This is a genomic window from Myroides sp. A21 (assembly GCF_000807225.1).
Taxonomy (GTDB): Bacteria; Bacteroidota; Bacteroidia; order Flavobacteriales; family Flavobacteriaceae; genus Flavobacterium; species Flavobacterium odoratimimum.
This window is the reverse complement of record NZ_CP010327.1, coordinates 3,791,867-3,811,832: the sequence shown is the minus strand read 5'-3', so window position 1 is coordinate 3,811,832 and position 19,966 is coordinate 3,791,867. Positions and strand designations below refer to the sequence as shown.

The 19,966-nt window shown below is 34.4% G+C and carries 19 protein-coding genes; 17 read left to right on the top strand and 2 right to left on the bottom strand.

Annotation, left to right across the window (positions count from 1 at the left end; genetic code table 11):
• The first annotated feature begins 6 nt into the window (after nucleotides 1–6).
• The 6 genes from MYRA21_RS16995 (at nucleotide 7) to MYRA21_RS16970 (ending at nucleotide 8,437) form a co-directional block, all read left to right on the top strand.
• Nucleotides 7–1,005, top strand: a complete 999-nt coding sequence (locus MYRA21_RS16995; protein ID WP_039330001.1) for an iron ABC transporter permease — start codon at nucleotides 7–9, stop codon at nucleotides 1,003–1,005.
• Nucleotides 1,002–1,769 (top strand): ABC transporter ATP-binding protein, encoded by a 768-nt coding sequence (locus MYRA21_RS16990; protein WP_039329999.1) that lies wholly within the window; start codon nucleotides 1,002–1,004, stop codon nucleotides 1,767–1,769. Before MYRA21_RS16995 ends, MYRA21_RS16990 begins: the two co-directional genes overlap by 4 nt.
• An 8-nt stretch (nucleotides 1,770–1,777) precedes the next feature.
• Nucleotides 1,778–2,284, top strand: a complete 507-nt coding sequence (locus tag MYRA21_RS16985; RefSeq protein WP_039329996.1) for a GNAT family N-acetyltransferase — start codon at nucleotides 1,778–1,780, stop codon at nucleotides 2,282–2,284.
• 190 nt (nucleotides 2,285–2,474) lie between these two features.
• Entirely contained in the window at nucleotides 2,475–4,901 is a 2,427-nt protein-coding gene (locus tag MYRA21_RS16980; RefSeq protein ID WP_039329995.1) for a TonB-dependent receptor, read from the top strand.
• Between the two features lie 147 nt (nucleotides 4,902–5,048).
• Nucleotides 5,049–6,608: a DUF1186 domain-containing protein gene (locus MYRA21_RS16975; RefSeq protein WP_235279996.1), complete on the top strand. Its 1,560-nt coding sequence runs from the start codon at nucleotides 5,049–5,051 to the stop codon at nucleotides 6,606–6,608.
• An 86-nt stretch (nucleotides 6,609–6,694) separates the two neighbouring features.
• Nucleotides 6,695–8,437 carry an RNA-binding domain-containing protein gene (locus MYRA21_RS16970; RefSeq protein ID WP_039329994.1) on the top strand — a complete coding sequence of 581 codons (1,743 nt, stop codon included), beginning with the start codon at nucleotides 6,695–6,697 and terminating at the stop codon, nucleotides 8,435–8,437.
• Between the two features lie 169 nt (nucleotides 8,438–8,606).
• Here the strand turns inward: MYRA21_RS16970 and MYRA21_RS16965 are convergent, their stop codons facing one another.
• Complete coding sequence (locus tag MYRA21_RS16965) at nucleotides 8,607–9,077, bottom strand: OsmC family protein (protein ID WP_232279330.1); 471 nt, start codon at nucleotides 9,075–9,077, stop codon at nucleotides 8,607–8,609.
• A gap of 158 nt (nucleotides 9,078–9,235) precedes the next feature.
• Here MYRA21_RS16965 and MYRA21_RS16960 point away from each other — a divergent pair, with 158 nt between their 5' ends.
• The 10 genes from MYRA21_RS16960 (at nucleotide 9,236) to MYRA21_RS16915 (ending at nucleotide 16,806) form a co-directional block, all read left to right on the top strand.
• Entirely contained in the window at nucleotides 9,236–9,622 is a 387-nt protein-coding gene (locus MYRA21_RS16960) for a hypothetical protein (RefSeq protein WP_039329991.1), read from the top strand.
• Between the two features lie 128 nt (nucleotides 9,623–9,750).
• On the top strand, nucleotides 9,751–10,053 hold the full coding sequence (ureA, locus tag MYRA21_RS16955) for an urease subunit gamma (protein ID WP_006258220.1): 303 nt from the start codon (nucleotides 9,751–9,753) through the stop codon (nucleotides 10,051–10,053).
• 16 nt (nucleotides 10,054–10,069) lie between these two features.
• Nucleotides 10,070–10,444 carry an urease subunit beta gene (gene ureB, locus MYRA21_RS16950; RefSeq protein ID WP_006261509.1) on the top strand — a complete coding sequence of 125 codons (375 nt, stop codon included), beginning with the start codon at nucleotides 10,070–10,072 and terminating at the stop codon, nucleotides 10,442–10,444.
• Nucleotides 10,441–12,162, top strand: a complete 1,722-nt coding sequence (gene ureC / locus MYRA21_RS16945; protein ID WP_006258218.1) for an urease subunit alpha — start codon at nucleotides 10,441–10,443, stop codon at nucleotides 12,160–12,162. Before ureB ends, ureC begins: the two co-directional genes overlap by 4 nt.
• 88 nt (nucleotides 12,163–12,250) lie before the next feature.
• On the top strand, nucleotides 12,251–12,748 hold the full coding sequence (locus MYRA21_RS16940) for an urease accessory protein UreE (RefSeq protein WP_039329990.1): 498 nt from the start codon (nucleotides 12,251–12,253) through the stop codon (nucleotides 12,746–12,748).
• A 3-nt stretch (nucleotides 12,749–12,751) separates the two neighbouring features.
• Nucleotides 12,752–13,444 (top strand): urease accessory protein UreF, encoded by a 693-nt coding sequence (locus tag MYRA21_RS16935; RefSeq protein ID WP_006258216.1) that lies wholly within the window; start codon nucleotides 12,752–12,754, stop codon nucleotides 13,442–13,444.
• A 12-nt stretch (nucleotides 13,445–13,456) separates the two neighbouring features.
• Entirely contained in the window at nucleotides 13,457–14,095 is a 639-nt protein-coding gene (gene ureG / locus MYRA21_RS16930) for an urease accessory protein UreG (RefSeq protein WP_006258215.1), read from the top strand.
• A 1-nt stretch (nucleotide 14,096) separates the two neighbouring features.
• Nucleotides 14,097–14,885, top strand: a complete 789-nt coding sequence (locus MYRA21_RS16925; protein ID WP_039329989.1) for an urease accessory protein UreD — start codon at nucleotides 14,097–14,099, stop codon at nucleotides 14,883–14,885.
• A gap of 41 nt (nucleotides 14,886–14,926) precedes the next feature.
• On the top strand, nucleotides 14,927–15,838 hold the full coding sequence (locus MYRA21_RS16920; protein WP_006258213.1) for an urea transporter: 912 nt from the start codon (nucleotides 14,927–14,929) through the stop codon (nucleotides 15,836–15,838).
• Between the two features lie 80 nt (nucleotides 15,839–15,918).
• Nucleotides 15,919–16,806: an AraC family transcriptional regulator gene (locus tag MYRA21_RS16915; RefSeq protein WP_039329988.1), complete on the top strand. Its 888-nt coding sequence runs from the start codon at nucleotides 15,919–15,921 to the stop codon at nucleotides 16,804–16,806.
• A gap of 73 nt (nucleotides 16,807–16,879) precedes the next feature.
• Here the strand turns inward: MYRA21_RS16915 and MYRA21_RS16910 are convergent, their stop codons facing one another.
• Entirely contained in the window at nucleotides 16,880–17,509 is a 630-nt protein-coding gene (locus MYRA21_RS16910) for a TetR/AcrR family transcriptional regulator (protein WP_039329987.1), read from the bottom strand.
• A gap of 1,149 nt (nucleotides 17,510–18,658) precedes the next feature.
• Here MYRA21_RS16910 and MYRA21_RS16905 point away from each other — a divergent pair.
• Nucleotides 18,659–19,939, top strand: a complete 1,281-nt coding sequence (locus MYRA21_RS16905; RefSeq protein WP_006258210.1) for a gliding motility-associated C-terminal domain-containing protein — start codon at nucleotides 18,659–18,661, stop codon at nucleotides 19,937–19,939.
• The last annotated feature ends 27 nt before the right edge of the window (nucleotides 19,940–19,966 follow it).

Here is a 19,966-nt window from a genome sequence, read left to right as displayed (position 1 = left end):
CCATATATGAGATATAGCATTAAAGTTGGGTTATTGTGGGTTATCCCTATTTGGTTATTAATAGGGTCTCTTATGTTGGGAACTACGGGGACTTTATCTCCAGCAGAGCTATTTAGCCATACTGTGAAGTGGTTTAGCAGTTCAGAACTTTCTACAGACCCGATAGAGACGATTTTGTGGAAAGTGCGTTTGCCCCGTATTATCTTAACCTTTTTAGTAGGAGCCTCTCTTGCTGTATCAGGAGGAGTGTTACAAGCTATCTTTCGCAACCCTATAGTAGACCCTTTTACTTTAGGTATCTCTTCAGGAGCTGCCTTCGGAGCTGCTCTAGCTATGCTATTTCCTTTTATATCGATTAATCTGTCTGCCTTTGCCTTTGGGATATGTGCTGTAGCATTGACTTATACAGTATCTTATGCAGGGAGTCGTACTTCTATAGTAAGTATGGTCTTGTCAGGAATTATCGTATCAGGAGTATTTACAGCTTTGCTAACCTTGTTACAATATATGAGTGACCCTTATAAACTACAAGCTATAGTGCAGTGGACAATGGGAAACTTACACACTGCTTCTTGGTCTAAAGTATACACTGCATTTGCACCTATACTTTTGGGTTTATTTATAATTGTATTGCTGCGTTGGAAGCTTAACCTTTTGTCGTTAGGAGATAATGAAGCTTTAGCTGTAGGGGTGAACCCTAAGTATTTAAAGCTTGTTCTTATCTGTGTAGCCACGATGATTACTGCTTCTTCGGTAGCTGCAGTTGGAGTGATTAGTCTATTCGGACTGATCGTGCCTCACATGAGTAGAATGGTATTCGGACCTAATAACAATATTGGCGTTTGGGCTAATATCAGTATAGGAGGTTCTTTTCTATTGTTGATAGATGATTTCTCTCGTGCTGTAATGCCTTTTGAGATTCCAGTAGGAGTGTTTACGATGATTATAGGAGCACCTATATTTATTTATTTGATGAAGAAGAGTTTAACGAGTTGGAGCGCATGAGACAGTTGATAGAAATACAAGACTTAGTGTTTTCTTATGCTAAAGAAGTGGTCTTAGACAGGGTGAATGCGTCTTTTGAGCGAGGTAAACTCTCTATTATACTAGGGCGAAATGGAAGTGGTAAGTCTACGATGTTTAATATCCTAGCAGGTTTAGAAAAGAAGTATCACGGACAGGTGTGTTTTGATGGACAAGAACGCAGAATGATTAAACTTGGAAAAGAACAATATATGCGTATAGGATTCTTAAATCAGTTTCATCAGACTACTTTTCCTTTTACGGTGAAAGAAGTTATTCTAACAGGGAGGGCTTCCTTTGCGAAGTTTGCTCCTGCAGAACAAGATTTTCAAGAGGTAGTCGATATATTATCTCGCTTTCAATTATCTCATTTGATAGATAAACCTTATACCTCACTTTCGGGTGGAGAGCGTCAGTTAGTCTTATTGTGTAGAGTATTAGTGCAAAAGCCAGAGGTGTTGATGCTTGATGAGCCTACTAATCATTTAGATTTACATTATCAGGTAGCAGTATTGAAGTGCATTAAACAGTTGGCGGAAGAAGGTACTACTGTACTCTGTGTAATGCATGACCCCAACCTTGCGTTTATGTATGGAGAGCGATTTTATCTGATGCAAAACAAACAGTTGATAGATATTCAAGAGGTACAAGGGGAAGAGTTACACCGATTGTTAGAAGAGACTTATCAGTTGCCATTACACCGTATAGATAATCAAGGCAAACCTATGTTTATGCCTTTAATATAGTTGGTATTATGAATATTCAGATCAGTAAAGTAGAGTTACACCAAGCTCAAGATATAAAAGAATATGTCAAAGCATTTAGAGAAGGTCTTTTTCCCATGTTAGATAGTACTATAGTCCCCCAAGACCTTTTACACTTTGAACAGACTTATCTTTTACACCCTCATGGATGTTTTCTACAGGCAAGAGATCACGATGATAATATCATGGGTGTGATAGGAATGATGCCTTATGATTATCGTTTTGACTATTTAGATTATAGAGATAATCGTACCGTAGAGGTCGCTCGTCTTTTTGTAGAACCTGCTTATCGAAGAACGGGATTAGCAACTAAGTTGTTTAATGTTTTATTAGAAGTAGCGAAGGAGAAAGGGATAGATATGTTGTATTTACATACGCATCCTTTCTTAACAGGAGCTTTTGAATATTGGCAAAAACAAGGTTTTCAACTCATTAAAACGACGATGTATGGTGAGTTTGAGACACTACATATGGATAGAACGGTTAGGGATAAATAACCAGGATTGTAAGTTTTTACTACCATTTTACAATACCTCTGTTCTGAATAAGAATTGAGTGTTTATAATGTAAGTTCATCATGAGTCCGTTATTTTGGATAAAATAACGGACTCATAACGGACTCATTCCCAAGTGATAATAAACTTGAGAATACCTATATCGGATATAAATTAAGAAACACATTTACTAATGAAAATATATTTACATAAATCAGGAATAATAGCATTGTCTCTATTACTTCCTTATCTCTCTAATGCCCAAACTTCTCAGAAGGTATCGGGTAGAATATTAGGAGAGAAGAATAATCCCATAGCTTATGCTACTGTTACGATTGGTACTGATCATGTAGAAGAGAGTGATGAGCGAGGGGAGTTTAAAACAATAGATCAAGTACAGTTTCCTCTTTTACTACAGATTAATGCTTTAGGATATAAGCAAAAGTCAGTAGAACTTACAGAGGAGAGCTATAAAGAAGGTTTTGTTGTTAAGCTTGAAGAAGATGTGAGTCAATTACAAGAGATTCTAGTAACGGCAAGAAGAAATAATTCTTATTTAACCAACTCTACAGTATTAGGAGGAAAGTACAATGGGAGAATAAAGGATTTACCTCAGTCTATTTCGATTGTATCAAGTGAGTTAATGGAGGACAAACAAGTGTTCCAGGTAGCAGATGTAATTCCTGATTTGGCAGGTGTAACACAGGCGTCAGTCTATGATGAGTTTGTTATCCGTGGATTTAAAAGTGGATATGACAACGGTATTCGTCTAATAAATGGAATGCGTTCTGCCTACGGTTTTGGAGAGAGTTACTATCGTTCTCCGATGACGATTAACTTTGAGAGTATCGAAGTTCTTAAAGGACCTGGAGCTTCTTTATTTGGAGATATTGCACCAGGAGGAACAATTAATATGGTTACTAAAAAACCATTAGAAAACCACAAAGGGTTAATTAATTTCTCAGCTGGGAGCTTTGAGACTTTAAGAACTACTATTGATGTAGGAGGACCTATTGATAAAGATAAGAAGATATTATATCGTTTAAATGCAGGGTACGAAAGATCTAAAACCTTTAGAGATATTAATAACCGCAAGAACTTCGCAGTAGCACCTTCGTTCACGTTTAAACCAGTGGAGGGAACAACGTTTGATGTAGATTTAGTATTCGATCAATTCAATGGTTATTTAGATAGAGGTATGAGTACTAAGGGAGGAGATTTATACGCTTTGCCACGTACATTTACCTTGAGCCAACCATCAGATTATTTTAAGACAAAGACTACGACACTTAGTGGACGCTTAACACAACGTATTACAGATAATGTAAATCTACATTTGAATTATATGAAGTCTATCTATGAAGAAGATTTAAATGAGCACAGAACACTAAATACGTATGCTAACCCACCTGAGAACACAGTGGTGAATCTGCGCTTCTTTGATCGTCATGGTAAGGAGTACACAGATAACTTCGTGTCGTACTTAAAATGGGATAAATATGGTAAAAATATTGACCACCATATCGTAGTAGGAGTAGATTATGCTCAGTATAAGGGTGATAAAAATAGCTATCAACGCGAGGCGCGCAGTAAGAAAGAAAATGGAGAGGTAGTAGCTTTGACTTTTGACATGAATAATCCTGTATATCAAGGCGCTGATATTACTAATTATGTATGGAGATCAAACACACAATATCCTTTTATGAGCCCTTATAAGAGCACAGGAGTTTATATCCAAGATCAGATTTCTGTAGGAGAAAGATTGAAAATGGTATTGGGATTGAGACATGAGAGTTATAGGTCAGAGAGTACAGATACTAAGGTTCCTTTTACAGCGACTCAGAATGCTTGGCTACCTAGAGTTGGGTTAACTTACCTTATCAATGATAAGATTAATTACTTCGCTAGTTATTCTCAGGGGTATGTGCCTGTGGCTGCTAACTTTGTAGCTAATTATAAGGATTATGGAGCGGATAGTGCGTTTAAGTCAGAGAAGAGTTTCCAAGTAGAGACAGGGTTAAAAACAGGTTTCTTTGATAATCAGTTACAAATGGATTTCTCTTTATTTAGAATTGAGAGAAGAGACATGCTTATCGGTACAGGACAGTTGACAGAAGCAGGATTACCTGTGTATAGACAGTCAGGTAGAGTAATCTCTCAAGGGGTAGAGTTAGATATGAGAGGACAGCTTACAAAAGAGTTTCAAATTATGGCCAACTATACTTATAATGACACAGAGGTAAAAGAGTCTGCTATCGCTTCAGAAGAAGGACAACTGTTACCTGGAGCTCCTAAGAACTCAGTTAGTATTTGGTTAAAGTATGTTTTTTCAGATACAGCACTTAAAGGATTGGGATTCGGAGCAGGAGCTTATTATGTCGATCAGAGAAGGTTAAGTGAAAGTGTAGGTAAAGATACTCAGGGGAATGCTCAGTGGGGATATCTACCAGCTTATATGACGGCGAATGCAGCAGTGTATTATCACTTAGATAAGTTTAAATTAGCTGTCAATGTGAATAATATATTTGATAAGTATTACTTCCTTGGAGGTTTTGACTATACGAGAGTATTCGCAGGCGCACCTCGTAATGTGATGGTGTCTTTAGGATATAATTTTTAGATATTTATATCACGGATTTTAAATTTTTGACAGCAATCTGTGATAACATTTAATATAATTTATTTTAGATAAAAAGAAAACCTTAATAGAGTTTATTCTGTTAAGGTTTTTTTGCTTTATTTTAGCATAAGTATTTTAATAATTCTAATGATGGCAAAACTAAAGCAAATAGGTTATACTATTACTTATGATCAACTAGTAGATGAAAAAATAACTCCTAAGGTTGCAAAATTAATGGGAGAGATGCATGAAGTGGCAATACAAGGAAGTAAAAATGGAGATAAGTTATTAGAGAAAACGATTGCTACGTACCCTAGTATTCCTCAGTTTAAAAATTATTTATCGATTTGGTATAACACAAAAGGTAATACCAAGAAAGCCATTGAGGTGAATGACAGTATAATAAAAAAGCACCCAGAATATTTATTTGCTAAGGTTAATAAAGCAGCAATGTGTATTGATAATCGAGACTTTGATACGGTAATAAAACTTTTGGGTAGTTCTTTAGACCTTAAGGTATTGTATCCTGAGCGAACAGTATTTCATGTAAGTGAAGTAGAAGCAATGTCTAATATAGCTGTTCAGTATTATGTCTATAAAGGAGATTTTGAGCAAGCCAGAATAAGACTCGATATACTTAAAGAGATAAATCCAGAATCAGTATTAATAGATGCTTTTGAGAATTTTATTCTTGCTACAGAGGTTCTTAGTAAGAGTACTATGGAGACAGAAGATTTTATGAGAACAACTATTAAGCAGCCTAAGACAAGAAAGAAGTTAGCACCTAAGTTTAGCCATAAAGAGATAGAACTTCTTTACAAACAAGAAGTACTTAGTGAAGAAGATATTCAGATGTTGTTAGCTTTACCACGTGCCACTTTGATAAATGACTTAGAGACTGTGTTAGAGGATAGTATTGCTCGTTATACATATTTTAGTAAAGAGGAATTTGATAGTTCTAATTATAATTTTGTTTTTAATAGTTTATTATTATTAAGAGAATTAAAAGCAACAGAGAGTTTACCTAAATTATTGCATGTATTAGCACAGAGTGAAGAATACTTATACATGTATTTTGCTGATCTGTTACCTGAATATCTATGGATGATTATCTACGAATTAGGACAAAACCAAATAGAGGTATTATTAGATTACGTCAAAAAACCACTTATATATACTTATTCTAAAACATCAGTTACATCTGCTATTTCACAGTTAGCTTTGTTTCAACCTAAAAGACGTAGAGAGGTTATAAAGTGTTTGAAAGATGTCATGAATTATTATATCAAGGGTAAAGAAGAAGAAATAGACCCTGATTTTATAGGTCTTTTAATAGGAGATGTTGTTGATATTCAGGCAAAAGAATTATTGCCAGAGATTGAGAAGTTATTTGAATTGGAGTATGTTGATTACATGGCTTGTGGAGATCTAGAAGAGATTATGATGTTTCTTACAGGAGATTTAGATGAAGTATTACAATTAGAAATAAAGACTATTGGACAAATCAATATGATGTTAGAAGGTAATGAAGATCTTGATGATGATATGGATAGTTTTAGTAATGAGATGTATAATGATTTTATTTTAAATCAGTTCACTAATCATCAAATTATCAATTCGCAAAAGGTTAATAGAAATGATCCTTGTCCTTGTGGAAGTGGTAAGAAATATAAGAAGTGTTGTTTATTAAAGAATACTAATGCTTAGTCAAGAGAAAATAAAGTAACAAAAACCTCAATAGATGCATTCTATTGAGGTTTTTTATTTGCTAAAAAAGATTAAGTTTCTTTGAATTGATTTATTTTATTGGTTTCGTAATCAGTATTTTAGTTGTAGTTAATAATGCTAAAGCTATGTTCGAAAATAAGCATCTAGAATTTAAACAACAGCTAACTTCAGATTTAGAAAAAGAAGTTGTGGCTTTTTTAAATAGCAATGAAGAGGGTGTACTCTATATAGGTATTAATAATAAAGATACTCCTATAGGAGTAAAGAATCTTGATCAGGATCAACTAGTTATTAAAGATAGGTTAAAGACTAATATACTTCCTTCGTGTTTAGGACTATTTGATCTAGTTGTTGAAAATACAGAGGGCAAGAATGTTATAAAAATTATTATAGCAGGTGGATCTGAGAAACCTTATTATATTAAGAAATATGGAATGTCAGAGAAAGGAACATTTATTAGAATAGGAAGCTCTTCAGAACCCATGACCACTAAACTAATAGAAGATTTGTATAGTAAACGAACTAGGAACTCTATTAGTAAGATTAGATCTCCTAAACAACAATTACAGTTCCAGCAACTACATATCTATTTTCAGTTTATCAATAAGACATTAAATGAACAGTTCGCAACTAATCTAGAGCTTTTAACCGAGAAAGAAGAATATAATTATGTCGCTTATCTAATGAGTGACAGTAATAGTGTCTCTGTTAAAGTAGCTCGTTATATAGGGCTAGATAGGGTAGAGTTAGAAGAGAGTAATGAGTTTGGTTATGAATCACTGATAAAAGCAACTCACCAAGTATTAGATAAATTAAATGTAGAGAATCGGACTCTAGCTAAAATCACAGCAAAAGAAAGGAAAGAAAGGCGTTTATGGAATGTAATCGCTTTGAGAGAAGCTGTTTTAAATGCCTTTGTACATAATGATTATACTCGAGAGATCGCTCCTAAGTTTGAGATATTCGATGACCGATTAGAGATTACTTCCTATGGAGGATTGCCTGATGGACTGTCAAAAGAAGAGTTTTTTTATGGTTTCTCTGTACCGCGAAATAAAGAGATTATGCGAATACTTAAAGACCTGGACCTAGTAGAACAGTTAGGGTCCGGTGTCCCTAGAATATTGCAGGCCTATGGTACAGATTGCTTTCAGTTTTCAGAAAACTTCTTGAAGATTACCCTTCCTTCAGTAGAACCAATTGTACTTGTTGAACGTGATAACGTGCAAGACAACGTGCAAGATAACATCCATGACAACGTGCAAGATAACATCCATGACAACGTGCAAGATAGCATGCAAGACAATATGCAAGACAATATGCAAGATAACATGCAAGACACCATGCATGATAACGTGCAAGACACCATGCAAGATACCGTGCAAGACACCATGCAAGATAACATCCATGATAACGTGCAAGATACCATGCAAGATAGCATGCAAGACACCATGCATGATAACGTGCAAGACACCATGCAAGACATCATCCATGATACCATGCAAGATAACGTGCAAGATACCGTGCAAGATACCGTGCAAGATAGCATTCATGATACCATGCAAGATAGTCCACAAGTTATAGAGTTTTTAAAAGCTTTTATTGATATACACAGTAGAGAAGAATTACAAGAGAAATTAGGGCTACTAAATAGAGATAATTTTAGAAGAAATTACTTGCAAGCAGCACTTGAAAGAGAATATATTGCTTTGACAATACCTGATAAACCTACGAGCCGTAACCAGAGGTACTATTTAACTGAAAAAGGGAAAGCAACAGCAAAGAGTTTACTTAAAAAGAAACCGTAGTAGAATGCTATGAGTTGATTTTATTCTTTAGTAGTGATTATAGGATGTTTGATTTTTTTTAGAAATATGTATTAGTATTGTGGTGTATTTAGCAAGAATGATTACTTCTTTAGGGTTTCAGTATTATTATTTTGGATAAAAACAATGCCGTCGACAACTTCTTAGATGTCTATTGTTGTACAAGGATAGTAGGATTGTGTTTGATAGGGAAGTTTATAGAGTTAGCGATGAAGCAATATTCATTGGCTTTATGATGTAGTTCTTTTGCTTTTTCGACCATATCTTTATTAGCTACAACTACCGTAGGATGGAGTGTTACTTCAGTGAATTTACCTTTGCCATCTACTTCTTCTATCATTACACCAGTCACATGATCTGTATATGCTACTACAATAATATTATTTACAGAGCAGAAGTGTAAGTACCACAACATATGGCAAGAAGATAGAGAAGAAATAAGCATATCTTCAGGGTTGTGTCTGGTCTTATCTCCTCTAAAAGCAGGGTCAGATGAACCTAATATAGCAGGTTTATAATCAATTGTAATAGTATGATCTCTTTCATAGTTCTTGTAGTTATCAGTTCCAGTTCCTTTGTTCCCTGTCCACTCTATGGTAGCTTGATAGTTATGTGTTTTCATTGTTGTGTGTTTTATGTCCATAAAGATAAGGACAAGTTTAACGATTTGTATTCTCAATTGCCTATTTTATGGTAGTATAGTCAAGATTTGTGCTATTAGATGGAGTATATAGATTTTATCTTTGTGGCATAATTAAGAACAAGGTATATAACACTGTTATGAAAGCATTATCTCGAATTATCGTTTTGTGTTTTTTTCTCTTTCATTTTGGATTTGTATTTGCAAGCCAACGTGTAGAGACAGGGAAGAATTATGCCGCATCAGGTAAAGTTTTGTTATCTGATCAAGTTAGCAAGAAAGAAGCATCTAAAGTTTTTTGTCAAATAGAAGTAGAAGTGGAGTATTTAAAATCGTTAGATACTAATGACTTTTCTAGTGATAAAATAGATTTAGGTGATGTACTACACTTTCTGCATACATACGTTTTTAATGAGCGTTTTACTACACCCGTTTTAAGTGAGGACAATGTATCTGCTTATCTGCAACAGCATAGAGCAAAGTACTTATTATACCAGACACTTAAGATTCCTCATGGGATAGTTTAAAAAATAATGGCTACAGGGTAATTGTGGTCAAATCTTTGCTACTTAGTTAATCAATCAATATGTAGCCAATGTAGTTAAATCTATGTTGGAGTGTTATTCTATTTTTTCAATTTTAATTAAAAATATATATGCATTTATTACCGAGAGAAACGGAAAAGTTGCTTTTGCACTTGGCTGGTGAATTAGCCAAAAAACGCAAGGCTAGAGGGGTAAAACTAAATTATCCTGAATCTATAGCCTATATCAGTAGTGAGCTTCTAGAAGCGGCACGAGATGGAAAAACAGTAGCAGAGTTAATGCAGTATGGAGCTACACTATTAACACGTGAAGATGTAATGGATGGAATTGCCGAGATGATTCACGATGTACAGATAGAAGCTACTTTCCCTGATGGAACAAAGCTAGTGACAGTACACAACCCTATTAGATAATTTAATACGTCAACAAATGGTTCCAGGAGAATATTTTATTAAAGAGGAAGATATTATCTGTAATGAAGGTAGAGAGATTACTACCATTACAGTGGTTAATAAAGGAGATAGACCTATCCAAGTGGGGTCTCACTATCATTTTTTTGAAGTAAATAAAATGATGGAGTTCGACCGTGCTGCGGCATTTGGTAAACGATTAAATATTATTGCCAGTACAGCTGTTCGTTTTGAGCCAGGAGAAGAAAAAGAGGTAGACTTAGTACCTTATGCAGGTGCACGAAAGATATATGGACATAACGATTTAGCTAATGGAGAGACTATCTCTGAAGAAGCTAAAGCTATAGCGATGAAAAAAGTAGAGAAACAGTACTTTAAAAACAAATCATTATGAGTTTAAAAGTTGGTAGAGCAAACTACAGTGCAATCTTTGGTCCTACAGTAGGAGATAGAGTGCGTCTAGGAGATACAGAGATTATCATTGAGGTAGAGAAAGACTTTGCAAGTTATGGGGATGAGAGTAAGTTCGGTGGAGGAAAAACTGTACGTGATGGAATGATGCAATCTTCTAATCATCTTAGTCATGAAGGGGTGTTAGATATGGTGATTACAGGAGCTATTATTATTGATCACTGGGGTATCGTGAAAGGAGATATTGGTATTAAAGATGGTAAGATAGTAGGTGTAGGTAGAGCAGGTAACCCTGATACGATGGATGATGTGAGTCCTAATATGATTATCGGGGCTTCTACAGAAGTACATGGAGGAGCAGGGTATATCGTTACAGCAGGAGGTATAGACACTCATATTCATTATATCAGTCCTACACAGATAGAGACAGCCCTTTATAGTGGAGTGACTACCATGATAGGAGGAGGTACTGGACCAGCAGATGGAACAAATGCAACAACTGTGACTCCTGGTAAATGGAGTATTAGACGTATGATGCAAGCTGTGGATCACTTACCTATGAATTTCGGTTTCTTCGGAAAGGGAAATGTAGGTACAGAACAGCCTATTATCGAACAGATCGAAGCAGGAGCTTTAGGAGTAAAGATACACGAAGACTGGGGAGCTACTCCAGCTACTATCGATAGAGCGTTATCTGTAGCTGATCAATATGATGTGCAGGTAGCGATACACACAGATACGTTAAATGAAGGAGGATTCTTAGAAGACACAATGCAAGCAATTAATGGACGTGTAATCCATACATTCCACACAGAAGGAGCGGGAGGAGGACACGCACCTGATATTATAAAATCTGCAATGTACCCTAATGTATTACCTGCATCAACTAACCCGACAAGACCATTTACAAAGAATACAATCGATGAGCACTTAGATATGCTGATGGTGTGTCACCACTTGAGTAAAGATATTCCAGAAGATGTAGCTTTTGCAGATTCGCGTATTCGCCCTGAGACTATTGCGGCTGAAGATATCTTGCAAGACCAAGGAGTATTTAGTATCATGAGTTCTGATTCTCAAGCTATGGGACGTGTAGGTGAAGTAGTCACTAGAACATGGCAAACAGCTGATAAGATGAAGAAACAAATCGGTAGTCTAGCAGAGGATAAGGGAACAGGGAATGATAACTTCCGTGCAAAAAGATATGTAGCGAAGTATACAATCAACCCTGCTATTGCTCATGGGGTATCTAATTATATCGGGTCAATAGAACCAGGTAAAATAGCCGATTTAGTGATATGGAAACCAGCTTTATTTGGTGCGAAACCAGAGATGATTATCAAAGGAGGAATGATAGCAGCTTCTAAGATGGGAGATGCAAACGCGTCTATCCCTACACCACAACCTATTATCTTAAGAACGATGTATGGAGGATTAGGAAAAGCAGTAACTACTACTTGTTTTAACTTCGTCTCTAAGGTATCTCTAGAAAAAGGTATTCAAGAAGAATACGGGGTCGCTAGAACATTGCTTCCAGTGACTAACTGTCGTAATATCTCTAAAGCAGATATGATTCACAATCATGCTACACCAGAGATTATTGTGAATCCAGAGAACTATGAGGTAAGTATAGATGGTAAGAAAATCACTTGTAAGCCAATAGATGAGGTAGCACTAGGACAGCGATATTTCTTGTTTTAAACTATAAGAAACAACAAACAAATAAACCAACAACAAGAGAATACAAGGTTTCTTAACCCTGTATTCTCATTTTTAAGTAAACGTAAGAATGCTAGTAACTCAAGCGATAAGAAATTGTAAGTCAGAAGAGATAGAGAAGCATATCGATTATTTATACATCGAATGGTATCAAGTAGAGAAGCGTATTCAGCGTCTAGTGACAGCTGATGGGGTATCTATTGCTATTCGTTTTTTAGGTAAAGGGCAGAGTTTAAAAGATGGAGATATCCTATATGAAGACCAGCAAAAAGTAATCATGGTATCTATTTTGCCTTGTGAAGCTATTTCCTTTACAGCATCTGATATGAAAACATTAGGTTTAGTGGCTTATGAAATAGGAAATAAGCATATCCCACTTTTTGCTGAAGGTAATAGCTTATATATGCCTTATGAACGTTCTATGCAGGAGTGGTTTGATAAAAATGGATATACAACAGAGGTTATAGAAAAGAAGTTGAGATGTCCACTAAATGCAAATGTTGATTTTGAACAGCATAAGAAGTTTACGTTTACACTGCCTAAAGGTAGTTTATCATTAAAATTATAGAGTATGCAAGAGTCATTTTTAGGAAGGTTATTGCATTTAGCAGATCCAGCATTACCCATAGGGGGATATACACATTCTAATGGGTTAGAAACCTATGTTCAGAATGGGATGGTGTGTGATAAGGCATCAGCAGATCAGTATATAAGACATAATCTATGGTATAATATTAAGTACAATGATGCAGCACTGATGAAGTTGGCCTATGATGCTACTGTGTTAGGAGATATTAAAGAACTAATTGCATTGGATCAAGAGTGTAATGCGCTGAAAGGACCAATGGAAATAAGACAAGGTAGTCAGAAGCTGGGATTGCGTTTATATAAGATATTTAGTAGATACAGTGGAGAGCATGCTGTAGTACAACAATGGGAACAATTGATTAAGGCAAAAGAAACTTATAATCACTATTGTATCCTTTATGGAGTCTTTGCAGCAGTAATGCAAATTCCTTTAGTAGAAGCTATGCATGCATATTACTACAATGCAGCTATAGGGATGGTTACCAATGCTGTAAAGCTAGTACCACTAGGGCAACTAGATGGGCAAGATATTCTGTATTACTTACACGATGATTTATTGAAACTAAGTGAAGAGTCATTAGTAATGGATAGAAACCTTATCGGTCTGTGTAATATTGGTTTTGACATCAGATGTATGCAACACGAACGCCTTTATTCAAGACTTTATTTATCATAAACAATCAACAATATGGAAAATAGAAAATATATTAAAATAGGAGTAGGAGGACCTGTTGGATCAGGTAAAACAGCTCTACTTGAACGATTGAGTCGTCGATTATTAAATGAATATGATCTAGCTGTAATTACTAATGACATTTACACTCGTGTAGATGCAGAGTTTATGGCTAAGAATAGTCTATTGCCAAAAGATAGAATTATAGGAGTAGAGACAGGAGGATGCCCTCATACTGCTATACGCGAAGACGCGAGTATGAATCTGGAAGCTGTAGATGAGTTAGCTAATCGTTTTCCTGATTTAGAGTTGATTTTTATTGAGAGTGGAGGAGATAACTTATCTTCTACCTTTAGCCCTGACTTAGCCGACATTACTATTTTCGTATTAGATGTAGCAGAAGGGGAGAAAATGCCAAGTAAAGGAGGACCAGCCATCACACGTTCTGACCTGTTGTTAATCAATAAGAAAGACTTAGCTCCTTACGTAGGTGCAGATCTAAATGTGATGGAGGCAGATGCAAGACGAGTGAGAAAAGGAGCCCCTTTCTTATTCTCTAATTTAAAAACAGGAGAAGGGTTAGAAGATATAGTGGGTTGGATTAAAAAATATGCTTTGTTAGAGGATATTGAAGAACCTAATTTATTGAGATAGTATGATTTCATCATTAGACATTAGAGTTGAGCAACGTGAGGGAGCTTCTTATTTAAAGGACGCTTACGTTACTCAACCTTTTCGAATTGTACCAGTAGGGCAATATAAGAGAGATAAGGCAGCTTATCTAATGATTATGAGTTCTTCTCCAGGACTGTTAGACAATGATGATCATCGCATCTCTATTCACCTTGCTAAGTACACTAAACTTCAATTACAGACACAAGCGTATCAACGTCTTTTTCACATGAAGAATAAGTCGATGCAAACCACTGTAATAGATATGAAAAAGGGAAGTGCTTTTGCCTATGTTCCTCATCCGGTAGTGCCTCAGAGTTCATCTACTTTTATCAGTCGTAATAAAGTAGAAATGAAGAAGGATTGTCATTTTTTACTTTCTGATATTATTACTTGTGGAAGGAAGTTATCAGGAGAAGAGTTTGAGTACAATCACTTTCAGAATTTGACTGAGATTTATGTAGAGGGAAGGCTTACAGTAAAAGATAATGTATTGTTACAACCTGACTTAATGCCTATTAAAGAGATAGGTATTCTAGAGGGATATACTCATCAGGGAACTCTGATTTATTACAATACCGCTAATGTATCTGTACTAGAATACATAGAATTTTTCTATAAACAGTATGGAGAGAAAGAAGGAATCGAATTCGGTATAAGCTTATTAGAAGGAGATGGATTTATGATTCGAGTTTTAGGACAAGGAGCAGAAAAGCTATTTACTATATTTCAAACAATTCAACAGAAGCTATGGGATGAGTTGTTTTTATAACAGCCTAAGTAGATTTTAATTAAAAACTCAAAAATAAAACCATGAAAGAACTTATAGTTCATTGTTTTAAGGCCTTTTTTAGAGGTTTTGGACAGATTATGTTACAAGCCAATGCAATAACAGGAATGCTGTTCTTGGCAGCAATATATTACGATTCTACCAATATGGCGTTAGCGGCATCTCTGAGTAATATAGTAGCTATTATAACAGCGAAGTTGTTGAGATTTGATAGGCAGGACATAGAGAATGGACTATATGGGTTTAATTCATGTCTGATAGGGGTAGCTTTAATATTCTATTTTGAACCTAGTATTTGGGTATATGCGATGATGATTATTTCATCTGTTTTATCAACCATTATAATGGGATGGGCAATAAAAAAGGAATTACCAGCTTATACATTTCCTTTTATTCTTTTTACTTGGATTTCACTGTTTATTCTAAGTATCCCTGATTTAGCTATTCGTTCTGTACCTGAGCACTTTGTAGATATAGAAGAGTTAGATGACTTTTTAATTCAAGGCCATGCTTTTGGACAAGTATTATTTCAAGGGAGCTTTGTAGCAGGAGTTGTATTCTTTTTGGGAGTGTTTATCAGCCGACCTATACAGGCATTATATGGTTTTGTAGCAGTGATTGTCAGTGTGTATATTTCGCATAGTAGTCATGCCTCTAATGCTTTAATTAGTGAAGGAGTATTTAGTTTTAATGCGGTATTATGCGGTATTGCTATGGGAGAGGATAAAGTACGTGCAGGAATGTATGTGTTAATCAGTGTAATTATCTCTACCTATTTCGATATTTTTATGATTAAGTATGGATGGACTACTTTGACATTCCCTTTTGTATTTGCGATGTGGGTGATGTATCCTATCAAGCAGTTAGACAAATGGATAGTGAAGAAATTAGAAGAACTAGGAATTACTAATCTTATTGATAGAATATCTAAGTAATATTGGCAAAATATTAGCTATAGACTATTGATAATGATCTATTTATTTTATAAAATTTGCCTTAATTATTTGGTTGAAATATGTCGAAGCCGTCTATTGAAATATTGAACAACTATCAGTATAAGAAGTTGTTTTTGCCTCATTTGGATAATAGTTATTTAGAGAATGATAGCAAGATTCAAGTTTATCGTTTAGAAGACTATTTAAGGGGAATTTTAATGCCTGTTATCCCTTATCGTACCACATTTAATTTTATGATTATGTTGACTACGGGGGAGATGACACAGTATTTAGATAGTGGAGCTTATACTTTGTCTAAACATGAGATTATCAATGTCAAGAATGGAAATATAACAGCAACCCTATCTATATCAGAGGATATCAGGGGGTATTTTGTTATATATGAGAACGATGTGGTTACAGATATATTATTAGGAGCAACTGATTTAAAGTTTTTTGCCATGAATCCTCATGTAAAGCTTAATGAGATGAATGCGAGTTGGGTAGGTAGAACATTAGATTTGCTAGAAGAAGAATCTTTAAGTGAAAATAGAGATGTAGAGATTTGTGTTACTTTGTTAGAGGCTATATTAATGAAGGTAATTCGCGTTGATATGGAAAAGAAGACTCCGATGAGTAGACAACTAGATATTGCCTTTCGCTTCAGAGAGTTGGTACAGAAATTTCATATCGACCATAAGAATGTACTGTTTTATGCTAACCTTCTTCACATCTCAGAGAATTATCTCAATAGATGTGTCAAGGAAGCTACTAATAAACCACCTAAACAGTGGATTAATGAGATTAGTATCTTACATAGTCAAATACTCTTACAAGATAAAACAAGAGATATTGCAGGTATCGCTTTTGAATTAAAGTATAATTCACCTTCTTATTTTACAAGGTTATTTAAAAAGGTGACAGGGTATTCACCTAGTGATTATCGCAAACATAAGTTTATATTATAACTTGTCTAGTATTGACAATGTTTAAAACAAGAAAGAGAATAGATATAAGTTATACTATTCTCTTTCTTGTTTTTTACTTTTCGTAGGCCTTGTCTATAATAGAGTTCATTGCCTCTTTTATCTTTTGTCTTCCTTCATCACTGTGGAGGTCTATACCACAGAAATACCTTCCATTGTGTTCAGCGTATAAGTTGAGGTAATAAGCCCCAGATACAAGAATAGCCATTAAAGCGCGATAATTATCTGCTTTATCACCAAAGTGATGATCAGATACATTCTTGAATAGAACTTCTCCTATATCTTCCTGTTTGGTTATAATTCTTTTTAAAGAATCTCTGTCTTCGGATAATTGCCAAAGCATTAGTTTTTGAAACTCCTTGTTTTGTTGAACAAAGTCGTATTGTTCAGCTAATAATGCTTTACCCATTTCTTTTCCGCCATCTTTAGTGGCTTCGTCTAACAATAAATCAGGATCTATATTGTTCCAAAAATATTGGGAGTTGATATACTCATCAAGTAATTGATCTACACCTCCAAAGTAATTATAGATAAGTTTTTTGTCTAAGCCTGCCGTTGCAGCGATATCATTTACTTTAAGAGCAGAATAGCCTTTTTCCTTTAAGATTATTCCTACTGTTTGAAGTAATGTTTCTTTACTTTTTTCTTTATTTCTCTCTCTTGGTTTTTCCTTTTTCTCTGACATAATGAAGTAAAAAAAATATTTTATCAAAAGTACTAATTATTAAGTCACCATTAAGTGATTTGTTATATATTTGCTCTTCATAAGAGACTCTCTAGGTATTGAAATCTTAGTATTAATGAAGGATACTTAATGTTTTCTGTTAAGAATATTTCTTTTAATGAGAAGTATTGATTTGGTTAGAGGCTTTGTTGAAAATAGAATTAGAGTCAATATTCTTGTTTATAGACTGTAAAGAAGTAATTGTAAAAAATAGGTATAACGCCATAAATAGAAGTATTATGATAAAATGGATATTAAGTGCTGTTGTCGTGATTTATTCTCTTGTAAGAGAGTTTATAACACATTTCTTGTAATACTGCGCTTTATAGTTATACGATAAAATATAGTTCTGGCCGAATTATAGATACGTTGTTTGTAGTAGGTTTCTAGTTAGTGTATTATCTAACTAGAACCTATGTTTTTTTAATCGGTCATTTACTAAGCTTTATTAGTATCCTGTATAGGTGCTGGATAATGTATAATATTAATGGAAAAGAAAAGTAGAAATAAGAGTCAAGTATCTTTAGATATTTGGCTCTTATTTTTTTAAAATATTATTTTAATGTTCAGAAAGACAGTAAGAGTAGTTGAATAAATGATAAAAGCATCAGAGAATTAAATATTCACCATTAGCGATTGTTTGTTGTAAAATAAGATTGTAATTTAACGATTAATCACTAGAGGTATACATGAGGTGTTTATAGACTAGAGGGGAGTCGCCTATGGTGACTAGAAGGTTTTTGTAAATTATTTTTTACAATTGTTATTTTATGAGTTTTAATCGTGTATTTGTATAATATTTTTATTTATTGTGTATAAATGTTTGTGTAGTATTAAATATTGTTGGTTAAGTTCTATTTTTGTATTGCTAGTAATTATGATAAAATAATAAATAGTGTGTTCGTTTTATAGGTGTTTGAGACTAGTGAAATTGCTGAAAAGATCTAATAGAAGAATGATTAGGTACAAAATTTTATACAAAATAGATTAATTGGTGCGATTTTTGGTTTTATTGTAAAACGACCTCGTAGGGATAAGGTTAAAAAAACCAGAGATTGAAAGCTAATATTGCTTTTAAAGCTGGGGATAAAATGAATAAAAAGAGTAGTTATGAAAAAGAAGAATATCAGTTTAATAATTCTTGGGCTAGTGCCATGTATTGCTTCAGCACAAACTGTAAATGAAGGAATATTATCCGTTATGCCAGGTACAGAAATGGGTACTGTAGCGGAGTTTATTAACGAAAAGAAAGGTGACTTTACTAATGATGGTACTGTTTATTTCTTTAATAATTTTACAAACGAAGGAATCTATAGTATTAGTAAAAATGCGAAGACAGGTAAAGTCGTGTTTAGTAGATATGAGAACGAAACAGGGGTACAGACTATTTCGGGTAACTCATTTACTGAGTTTTATGATGTAGTCTTAAATAATCCACAGACAGCAGGAGCTTTTGATCTGAAAACAAATATAGATGTCTATGGAACAATGGATTTTCAAGACGGAATTGTAAAGGTAGACTCGACTTTGAATGCAACAACAGGATTATCAAAAGGGATGATCAGTTTTCAGAAAGGAGCAAAAGCAATTAATGTGAGTGATAAAAGCTTTGCTGATGGTGAGATAGAGAAAATAGGAAACGATGAGTTTATGTTCCCTCAAGGAAATAAAGGTAACTTTAGATATGCTAAAATCTCTGCTCCTAAAAGTGATAAATCTGTTTATGTTAGTAGATATATTTATGATGATAAACAGTTCTTCGAATCTCATAGTAATAAATCTGGAGTAATTAATTTATTGAATACAAAAGAGTTTTGGTTAGTAGATAAAGGAAATAACACAGAAGGAGATGTCTTGCTAACCTTGAGTTGGAGCGAGAATACTACATTGAAAGAGATGTTACTAAATCCAGAAAAAGATTTACATATTATCCGTTGGGATTCACATAATCTTATTTGGGTAGATGAAGGAGGAGTAGTAGATATCGCAAATAAAGAAGTAACTACAGCTACTGCTGTAAATGGTTATGGATTCTTCACTTTAGGGACAGTAAATACTGATGTAATGTTAGATGGTGATGTAGTCGTATATAACGCTGTTTCTCCTAATGGAGACGGTAAGAATGATTATTTTATTATTGATAATATTACTCGTTACCCTAATAACAAAGTACAGATATTCAATAGATGGGGAGCTAAGGTGTACGAAACAACCAATTATGATAGTAATGGTAATGTATTTAAAGGATATTCAGAAGGGCGTGGTACTATGAATAAAAATGCTAAACTACCAACAGGTACTTACTTCTACGTCTTAACATACGAATATTCTGATGCTAGAGGAGCTAGAATTATCAAGAAACAAGGATACTTACATTTAGAGAATGAATAAAGTTAAAAGAAAATGATTAATAGAGTT

Bases quoted from the DNA above. Each gene is read 5' to 3' on its own strand.
- MYRA21_RS16965 (WP_232279330.1), bottom strand. From the start codon at position 9,077: ATGAAAACACATAACTATCAAGCTACCATAGAGTGGACAGGGAACAAA.
- MYRA21_RS16915 (WP_039329988.1), top strand. From the start codon at position 15,919: ATGTCGAAGCCGTCTATTGAAATATTGAACAACTATCAGTATAAGAAG.
- MYRA21_RS16980 (WP_039329995.1), top strand. From the start codon at position 2,475: ATGAAAATATATTTACATAAATCAGGAATAATAGCATTGTCTCTATTA.
- MYRA21_RS16925 (WP_039329989.1), top strand. From the start codon at position 14,097: ATGATTTCATCATTAGACATTAGAGTTGAGCAACGTGAGGGAGCTTCT.
- ureA (WP_006258220.1), top strand. From the start codon at position 9,751: ATGCATTTATTACCGAGAGAAACGGAAAAGTTGCTTTTGCACTTGGCT.
- MYRA21_RS16995 (WP_039330001.1), top strand. From the start codon at position 7: ATGAGATATAGCATTAAAGTTGGGTTATTGTGGGTTATCCCTATTTGG.
- MYRA21_RS16960 (WP_039329991.1), top strand. From the start codon at position 9,236: ATGAAAGCATTATCTCGAATTATCGTTTTGTGTTTTTTTCTCTTTCAT.
- MYRA21_RS16990 (WP_039329999.1), top strand. From the start codon at position 1,002: ATGAGACAGTTGATAGAAATACAAGACTTAGTGTTTTCTTATGCTAAA.
- ureG (WP_006258215.1), top strand. From the start codon at position 13,457: ATGGAAAATAGAAAATATATTAAAATAGGAGTAGGAGGACCTGTTGGA.
- MYRA21_RS16940 (WP_039329990.1), top strand. From the start codon at position 12,251: ATGCTAGTAACTCAAGCGATAAGAAATTGTAAGTCAGAAGAGATAGAG.
- MYRA21_RS16920 (WP_006258213.1), top strand. From the start codon at position 14,927: ATGAAAGAACTTATAGTTCATTGTTTTAAGGCCTTTTTTAGAGGTTTT.
- ureC (WP_006258218.1), top strand. From the start codon at position 10,441: ATGAGTTTAAAAGTTGGTAGAGCAAACTACAGTGCAATCTTTGGTCCT.
- MYRA21_RS16975 (WP_235279996.1), top strand. From the start codon at position 5,049: ATGATGGCAAAACTAAAGCAAATAGGTTATACTATTACTTATGATCAA.
- MYRA21_RS16935 (WP_006258216.1), top strand. From the start codon at position 12,752: ATGCAAGAGTCATTTTTAGGAAGGTTATTGCATTTAGCAGATCCAGCA.
- MYRA21_RS16910 (WP_039329987.1), bottom strand. From the start codon at position 17,509: ATGTCAGAGAAAAAGGAAAAACCAAGAGAGAGAAATAAAGAAAAAAGT.
- MYRA21_RS16985 (WP_039329996.1), top strand. From the start codon at position 1,778: ATGAATATTCAGATCAGTAAAGTAGAGTTACACCAAGCTCAAGATATA.
- MYRA21_RS16905 (WP_006258210.1), top strand. From the start codon at position 18,659: ATGAAAAAGAAGAATATCAGTTTAATAATTCTTGGGCTAGTGCCATGT.
- ureB (WP_006261509.1), top strand. From the start codon at position 10,070: ATGGTTCCAGGAGAATATTTTATTAAAGAGGAAGATATTATCTGTAAT.